We start from the raw sequence: 8,422 nt of genomic DNA, 5'->3' as shown, positions 1-8,422 counted from the left end.
TCGCGCAGAGCCGTGTGAGCGTTGAGGTATCCATGTTGATAATGTGATTATCTCACCATTGGCAATCGTAAACTCAGTTCTCAATGAAGGTGAACGTGAATTTGGTGCGACTGTCATCGATATGGGTGGAGGTCAAACTACTGTAGCGACTATCCGTAACCAAGAATTGCAATTCACAAACATCTATCAAGAAGGTGGAGATTACGTTACAAAAGACATTTCTAAAGTCTTGAAAACATCTCAAAAAATTGCTGAAAGTTTGAAACTCAACTACGGTGAAGCTTATGTTCCACTAGCAAGTAACGAAACTTTCCAAGTTGAAGTAATTGGTGAAGTAGAACCTGTTGAAGTGACAGAAAGTTACTTAGCAGAAATTATTTCAGCACGCATCAAACATATCTTTGATCAAATCAAACAAGAGCTTGAAAGAAGACACTTGTTAGATTTGCCAGGTGGTATCGTCCTTATCGGTGGAAATGCGATTTTGCCAGGAATTGTTGAATTGGCCCAAGAAGTATTTGGTGTACGAGTAAAACTTCACGTACCAAACCAAGTGGGAATTCGCAACCCTGCATTTGCTCATGTGATTAGTTTGTCTGAGTTTGCTGGTAAATTGACTGAAGTCAATCTTCTTGCCCAAAAAGCAGTTAAAGGAGATGAATTCCTTCGTCAAAAACCAATTAATTTTGGTGTTTCAAATCAAAGTGTGACACCGATTATACAATCAACTCCAGTGCAATCAGCTACTGCAGCAACTGAAATCACACCTGACAGTGGCCTTGCTCCAAGAGACGAATTCCAAGCAAGTTCTCAAGATAAACCAAAATTAACAGACCGTTTCCGCAGCTTGATCGGAAGCATGTTTGATGAATAAAAGAGGATAAGAAATTATGACATTTTCATTTGATACAGCAGCAGCTCAAGGCGCAATTATTAAAGTAATTGGTGTCGGTGGCGGTGGTGGTAATGCCATCAACCGCATGGTTGACGAAGGTGTTGCAGGCGTAGAATTTATCGCAGCAAACACAGATGTACAAGCTTTGAGTAGTACAAAAGCTGAGACTGTAATTCAGTTAGGTCCTAAATTGACTCGTGGTTTGGGTGCTGGTGGTCGACCTGAAATCGGTCAAAAGGCAGCCGAAGAAAGCGAAGAAGCCTTGACTCAAGCTATTACTGGAGCAGACATGGTCTTCATTACTGCAGGTATGGGAGGTGGCTCAGGTACTGGTGCTGCTCCTGTTATTGCCCGCATTGCTAAAGATTTAGGTGCTCTTACAGTTGGTGTTGTGACACGTCCTTTCGGTTTCGAAGGAAGCAAACGTGGTCAGTACGCTGTAGAAGGAATCAATCAGCTTCGCGAACATGTAGATACTCTATTGATTATTTCAAACAACAACTTGCTTGAAATTGTTGATAAGAAAACTCCACTTCTTGAAGCTCTTAGCGAAGCAGATAACGTACTTCGCCAAGGTGTTCAAGGAATTACGGACTTGATCACAAATCCTGGTTTGATTAACCTTGACTTTGCCGATGTGAAAACAGTTATGGCAAATAAAGGAAACGCCCTAATGGGTATCGGTATCGGCAGTGGTGAAGAACGTGTGGTAGAAGCAGCTCGTAAGGCAATCTACTCACCACTTCTTGAAACAACTATTGATGGTGCTGAGGATGTCATCGTCAACGTTACTGGTGGTCTCGACTTGACTTTGATTGAGGCAGAAGAAGCTTCAGAAATTGTCAACCAAGCAGCTGGTCAAGGAGTGAACATCTGGCTCGGAACATCTATCGATGAAAACATGAAAGATGAAATTCGTGTGACAGTCGTTGCAACTGGTGTTCGTCAAGATCGTGTTGAAAAAGTTGTGGGCCATGCACCAAGACAAACTGTTCGTCATGAACAAGTAAGCCCAAGTCATGCACACAATCATAATCGTCAGTTTGATATGGCTGAAACTGCAGAAATTCCAAGTCCAGCGCCTCGTCGCACAGAAACTTCTCAAACTTCAGCATTTGGTGATTGGGACTTGCGTCGTGAGACAATTGTTCGACCAACTGATTCAGTGGTATCACCAGTTGAACGTTTCGAAGCGCCATCTTTACACGATGAGGATGAATTAGACACTCCTCCATTTTTCAAAAATCGTTAAGTAAATGAATTTGAAAGAAAATACAGAACGTGTTTTTCAACAAATAAAAGATGCAAGTCAGCAGGCAGGAAGAGAAGCTAATTCTGTTTCGGTTGTTGCTGTTACAAAATATGTAGACGTACCGACAGCGGAGGCCTTGCTTCCGCTAGGTGTGCATCATATTGGTGAAAATCGTGTGGATAAATTTCTTGAGAAATATGAAGCTTTAAAAGATAGAAATATTACCTGGCATTTGATTGGAACTTTGCAAAGACGCAAGGTCAAAGATGTCATTCAGTATGTTGATTATTTTCACGCTTTGGATTCATTAAAGCTAGCAAAGGAAATTCAAAAAAGAAGTGACCGAGTTGTTAAGTGTTTCTTACAAGTAAATATCTCAAGGGAAGAGAGCAAACATGGTTTTTCAAGGGAAGAACTATTGGAGCTCTTGCCAGAATTGGCCACCTTAGATAAAATTAAATATGTCGGCTTGATGACCATGGCTCCTTTTGAAGCTAGTAGTGATGAGTTGAAAGAAATTTTTAAAGCTACGCAGGATTTGCAACTAGAAATTAGAGAAAAACAAATTCCCAATATGCCAATGACGGACTTGAGTATGGGTATGAGTCGTGACTACAAGGAAGCGATTGAATTTGGCTCAACATTTGTCAGAATTGGTACAGCATTTTTTAAATAGGAAAGAAATATGTCTTTAAAAGATAGATTTGATAAATTTATAGATTATTTTACAGAAGATGGAGAAGATGTTGGTACTGCATATCAGCCTAAAGCTGAAGAGCCGATTGTGACTCCAGTCCCTTCTGTTCAAGAGTTGCCTCAACAAGCTGGTAGCACGCCATCTAAAGATAAAAACATCACTCGTCTTCATGCCCGTCAACAAGAGTTGGCTATGCAAAGTCAACGTTCTACTGATAAGGTGACAATTGATGTTCGTTATCCACGTAAATACGAAGATGCCACAGATATTGTTGATTTATTAGCTGGTAACGAAAGTATTTTGATTGATTTCCAATATATGACAGAAGTTCAAGCACGTCGTTGTTTGGATTATCTGGATGGGGCGCGCCACGTTTTAGCTGGTAACATGAAAAAGGTAGCATCTACTATGTACCTGCTGACACCAGTTGATGTTGTCGTCAATATTGAAGACATCAAAATTCCAGATGAATCACAAAATGGTGAATTTGGCTTTGATATGAAACGTACGAGAGTGAGATAATGATCTTTCTCATTCGTTTTGTTCAAAATGCAGTGGATATCTATTCACTGATTTTAATCGTGTTTGCTCTGATGTCTTGGTTTCCTAATGCTTATGAATCACGTCTTGGACGCTTGATTATTAGTTTAGTGAAACCGATAATAGCTCCCTTGCAACGTTTGCCCCTACAGATTGCAGGTCTTGACTTGTCTGTCTGGATTGCGGTATTACTAGTTCACTTTCTAGGGGAGCAGTTGATTCGATTTTTAGTGATCTTTCTATGAACAAGATGATTTATCAACACTTTTCTAAGAATGATTCGTCTTTTATTGATAAGGGAGTAGAATGGATAAAAAAGGTAGAAGATTCTTATTCTCCTTTTTTAACACCCTTTGTAAATCCCCATCAAGAAAAGATTTTAAAGGTTCTAGCATCAACCAACGGCATCTCCTACATGAGCAGTCGGCAGTTTCTTGAAACTGAATATGTACGGGTACTCCTGTATCCTGATTATTTTGAGCCGGATTTCTCTGATTTTGAGCTATCCTTGCAAGAAATTGTCTATCCTAATAAGTTTGAACGCTTAACGCATGCAAAAATATTAGGGACTGTTTTAAATCAGCTAGGAATCGATAGGAAGCTATTTGGTGATATCTTAGTCAACGAAGAGAGGGCACAGATTATCATTAATCGACAGTTTATGCTCCTTTTTCAAGACGGCATTACGAAAATTGCTCGTTTACCGGTTCGTCTAGAAGAACGGCATTTTACTGAGAGAATTGCTACAGTAGAAGATTATCAAGAATTAGATATTTGTATCGCTAGTTCTAGATTAGATGTTTTTCTAGCAGGTGTCTTTAAGCTGTCTAGAAATCAGGCAAGTCAGTTAATTGAAAAACAGGCAGTCCAAGTGAATTACCATTTAGTTGAAAAATCAGATTATGCAGTTCAAGTTGGTGATTTGATTAGTGTGAGGAAATTTGGTCGATTGAAACTCGTTAGAGATAATGGGCAAACAAAAAAAGATAAAAAGAAATTAACGGTCCAATTGTTATTAAGTAAGTGAGGAAAAATATGCCTATTACATCGTTAGAAATCAAAGATAAAACCTTTGGAACAAGATTTAGAGGTTTTGATCCAGAAGAAGTTGAAGAATTTCTTGAAATTGTTGTTCGTGATTATGAAGATTTAGTTCGAAGCAATCATGATAAAGAGTTGCATATCAAGAGCTTGGAAGAACGTTTGTCTTACTTTGATGAGATGAAAGATTCTTTGAGTCAATCAGTATTGATTGCTCAAGATACGGCAGAGCGTGTGAAACAAGCTGCTAAAGATCGTTCTAATAATATTATCCAACAGGCAGAGCAAGATGCCCAACGTTTGCTTGAGGAAGCAAAATATAAGGCTAATGAGATCTTGCGTCAAGCTACTGATAATGCTAAGAAAGTTGCTGTTGAGACTGAAGAATTGAAGAACAAGAGCCGTGTCTTCCACCAACGTCTCAAATCTACAATTGAGAGTCAGTTAGCAATTGTTGAATCATCAGATTGGGAAGATATTCTGCGCCCAACAGCTACCTATCTTCAGACAAGTGATGAAGCATTTAAAGAAGTTGTTGGTGAAGTTCTTGGTGAGTCAGTGTATTCACAACCAGAAGAAGAACCAATCGATATGACTCGTCAATTTACACCTGAAGAAATGGCTGAGTTACAAGCTCGAATTGAGGCTGGTAATAGAGAATTAGCTGAATTTGAAGCTCAACAACATCATTATGTGGAAGAACATTTAGAGCCAGTTGAAGTCGAAGGCCCTTCATCGAATGAGGAAGATACAAATAAAGAATCTGTCCTTATCTTATAATGAATAGTGATATGTGAGAACAATATCTTATCTTTATATTTCCAGCGAGCAGGAGATGGTGTGAGTCCTGTAATCCCTATTGATAAGATTATCCTCTCAAAAACTCAAGTCTGAATGGAGTAAGATTTGACGTTCCCCACGTTACGGGATAAGAGGAAAAAAGCTGAGTCTTTTTTCGAATAAAGGTGGTACCACGATTTTCGTCCTTTTTGGAAGTCGTGGTTTTTAATTTGTTATTATTTATAAAGGAGATACCATGAAACTCAAAGATACCCTTAACCTTGGGAAAACAGCTTTCCCAATGCGTGCAGGCCTTCCTACCAAAGAGCCAGTTTGGCAAAAGGAATGGGAAGATGCAAAACTTTATCAACGTCGTCAAGAATTGAACCAAGGAAAACCTCATTTCACCTTGCATGATGGCCCTCCATACGCGAACGGAAATATCCACGTTGGACACGCTATGAACAAGATTTCAAAAGATATCATTGTTCGTTCAAAATCAATGTCAGGTTTTTACGCACCATTTATCCCAGGTTGGGATACTCATGGTCTGCCAATCGAGCAAGTTTTGGCAAAACAAGGTGTTAAACGCAAAGAAATGGACTTGGTTGAGTACTTGAAACTTTGCCGTGAATACGCTCTCTCTCAAGTAGATAAACAACGTGAAGACTTTAAACGTTTGGGTGTTTCTGGTGACTGGGAAAATCCATATGTGACTTTGACTCCTGACTATGAAGCAGCTCAAATCCGTGTATTTGGTGAGATGGCTAATAAGGGTTATATCTACCGTGGTGCCAAGCCAGTTTACTGGTCTTGGTCATCTGAGTCAGCTCTAGCTGAAGCAGAGATTGAATACCATGACTTGGTTTCAACTTCCCTTTACTATGCCAACAAGGTAAAAGATGGCAAAGGTGTTCTAGATACAGATACTTATATCGTAGTCTGGACAACTACTCCATTCACCATCACAGCTTCTCGTGGTTTGACTGTTGGTGCAGATATCGATTACGTTTTGGTTCAACCTGATGGTGAAACTCGTAAGTTTGTCGTTGCTGCAGAATTGTTGACTAGCTTGTCTGAGAAATTTGGTTGGACTGATGTTCAAGTGTTGGCAACTTACCGTGGTAAAGAATTGAACCACATCGTAACAGAACATCCATGGGATACAGCTGTAGATGAGCTGGTTATCCTTGGTGATCACGTTACCACTGACTCTGGTACTGGTATTGTCCATACAGCCCCTGGTTTTGGTGAGGATGACTACAATGTTGGTATTGCTAATGGTCTTGAAGTTGCAGTCACTGTTGACGAACGCGGTATCATGATGGCTAATGCTGGTCCTGAGTTTGAAGGTCAATTCTATGATAAGGTTGTCCCAACTGTTATCGAAAAACTTGGTAGCCTCCTCCTTGCTCAAGAAGAAATCTCTCACTCATACCCATTTGACTGGCGTACTAAGAAACCAATCATCTGGCGTGCAGTTCCACAATGGTTTGCCTCAGTTTCTAAATTCCGCCAAGAAATCTTGGACGAAATTGAAAAAGTTAAATTCCACTCAGAATGGGGTAAAGTCCGTCTTTACAATATGATTCGTGACCGTGGCGACTGGGTCATCTCTCGTCAACGCGCTTGGGGTGTTCCACTTCCAATCTTCTACGCTGAAGACGGTACAGCGATTATGACTGCTGAAACTATTGAACACGTGGCTCAACTCTTTGAGGAACATGGTTCAAGCATTTGGTGGGAACGTGATGCTAAGGACCTCTTGCCAGAAGGATTTACTCATCCAGGTTCACCAAACGGCGAGTTCAAGAAAGAAACAGACATCATGGACGTTTGGTTTGACTCAGGTTCATCATGGAATGGAGTTGTAGTAAACCGTCCAGAGTTGACTTACCCAGCAGACCTTTACCTAGAAGGTTCTGACCAATACCGTGGTTGGTTCAACTCATCACTCATCACATCTGTTGCCAACCATGGCGTAGCACCTTACAAACAAATCTTGTCACAAGGTTTTGCCCTTGACGGTAAAGGTGAGAAGATGTCTAAATCTCTTGGAAATACCATTGCTCCAAATGATGTTGAAAAACAATTCGGTGCTGAAATCTTGCGTCTCTGGGTAACAAGTGTAGACTCAAGCAACGACGTGCGTATCTCTATGGATATCTTGAGCCAAGTCTCTGAAACTTACCGTAAGATTCGTAACACCCTTCGTTTCTTGATTGCCAATACATCTGATTTTAACCCAGCTGTGGATGCAGTAGCCTACGAAGAACTTCGTTCAGTTGATAAGTACATGACGATTCGCTTTAACCAGCTTGTCAAGACCATTCGTGATGCTTATGCAAACTTTGAATTCTTGACAATCTACAAGGCCTTGGTGAACTTTATCAACGTTGACTTGTCAGCATTCTACCTTGATTTTGCTAAGGACGTTGTTTACATCGAGGGTGCCAAATCACTTGAACGCCGTCAAATGCAGACTGTTTTCTATGACATTCTTGTTAAAATCACCAAACTCTTGACACCAATCCTTCCTCACACAGCAGAGGAAATCTGGTCATATCTTGAGTTTGAAGCAGAAGACTTCGTCCAATTATCAGAATTACCAGAAGCAGAAACTTTTGCTAATCAAGAAGAAATCTTGGATACATGGGCTGCCTTCATGGACTTCCGTGGACAAGCTCAAAAAGCCTTGGAAGAAGCTCGTAATGCCAAAGTAATCGGTAAATCGCTTGAAGCTCACTTGACAGTTTATCCAAATGAAGTGGTGAAAACTCTACTCGAAGCAGTAAACAGCAATGTGGCTCAACTTTTGATCGTGTCAGACTTGACCATCGCAGAAGGACCAGCTCCAGAAGTTGCTGTAAGCTTTGAAGACGTAGCCTTCACTGTTGAACGCGCTGCAGGCCAAGTATGTGACCGTTGCCGTCGCATTGACCCAACAACAGCAGAACGCAGCTACCATGCAGTCATTTGTGACCACTGTGCAAGCATCGTAGAAGAAAACTTTGCAGATGCAGTCGCAGAAGGATTTGAAGAGAAATAAGGTTGAAAAGTCTAGGGAAAACTCAATTTGAGAAGAAAAGACAACTAATCTTATAGACTATAAAACGCATTGTATCAAGTTTTTGAATACCTGATATGATGCGTTTTTATTTATTTTGAAAATTTATGAGGTGTGACTTTTTATACTCAACAAGAATCAAAGAGAAAA

At 40.3% G+C, this 8,422-nt stretch carries 7 protein-coding genes, 1 pseudogene and 1 other annotated feature; all 8 genes and pseudogenes read left to right on the top strand.

All coding sequences use genetic code 11. From position 1 onward, the window contains the following. Positions 1-874 (top strand): annotated as a pseudogene (locus QZ565_RS06460) (cell division protein FtsA C-terminal domain-containing protein); the annotation flags it as partial. 16 nt (positions 875-890) lie between these two features. Then, positions 891-2,147 (top strand): cell division protein FtsZ, encoded by a 1,257-nt coding sequence (ftsZ, locus tag QZ565_RS06455; protein ID WP_295527170.1) that lies wholly within the window; start codon positions 891-893, stop codon positions 2,145-2,147. Positions 2,148-2,151: 4 nt separating this feature from the next. After that, the gene (locus QZ565_RS06450; RefSeq protein WP_295527168.1) at positions 2,152-2,823 is read left to right on the top strand and encodes a YggS family pyridoxal phosphate-dependent enzyme; all 672 of its coding nucleotides are present in this window, start codon (positions 2,152-2,154) and stop codon (positions 2,821-2,823) included. 9 nt (positions 2,824-2,832) lie between these two features. Further along, entirely contained in the window at positions 2,833-3,366 is a 534-nt protein-coding gene (locus tag QZ565_RS06445; RefSeq protein WP_000053356.1) for a cell division protein SepF, read from the top strand. Beyond that, positions 3,366-3,629, top strand: a complete 264-nt coding sequence (locus tag QZ565_RS06440) for a YggT family protein (RefSeq protein WP_049546529.1) — start codon at positions 3,366-3,368, stop codon at positions 3,627-3,629. The genes QZ565_RS06445 and QZ565_RS06440 overlap by 1 nt, the downstream gene beginning before the upstream one ends. Beyond that, entirely contained in the window at positions 3,626-4,411 is a 786-nt protein-coding gene (locus QZ565_RS06435; RefSeq protein ID WP_295527162.1) for an RNA-binding protein, read from the top strand. Before QZ565_RS06440 ends, QZ565_RS06435 begins: the two co-directional genes overlap by 4 nt. A gap of 8 nt (positions 4,412-4,419) precedes the next feature. After that, positions 4,420-5,205: a DivIVA domain-containing protein gene (locus QZ565_RS06430; RefSeq protein ID WP_295527159.1), complete on the top strand. Its 786-nt coding sequence runs from the start codon at positions 4,420-4,422 to the stop codon at positions 5,203-5,205. Then, positions 5,206-5,416 (top strand) — a binding site (T-box leader). Between the two features lie 45 nt (positions 5,417-5,461). Beyond that, entirely contained in the window at positions 5,462-8,254 is a 2,793-nt protein-coding gene (ileS, locus tag QZ565_RS06425) for an isoleucine--tRNA ligase (protein WP_295527156.1), read from the top strand. Positions 8,255-8,422 lie beyond the last annotated feature (168 nt).

Origin of the sequence: uncultured Streptococcus sp., assembly GCF_915066115.1 — a bacterium.
Taxonomy (GTDB): domain Bacteria; phylum Bacillota; class Bacilli; order Lactobacillales; family Streptococcaceae; genus Streptococcus.
The sequence above is the reverse complement of the archived record's forward strand: the minus strand, read 5'-3'. Positions and strand labels throughout refer to the sequence as shown.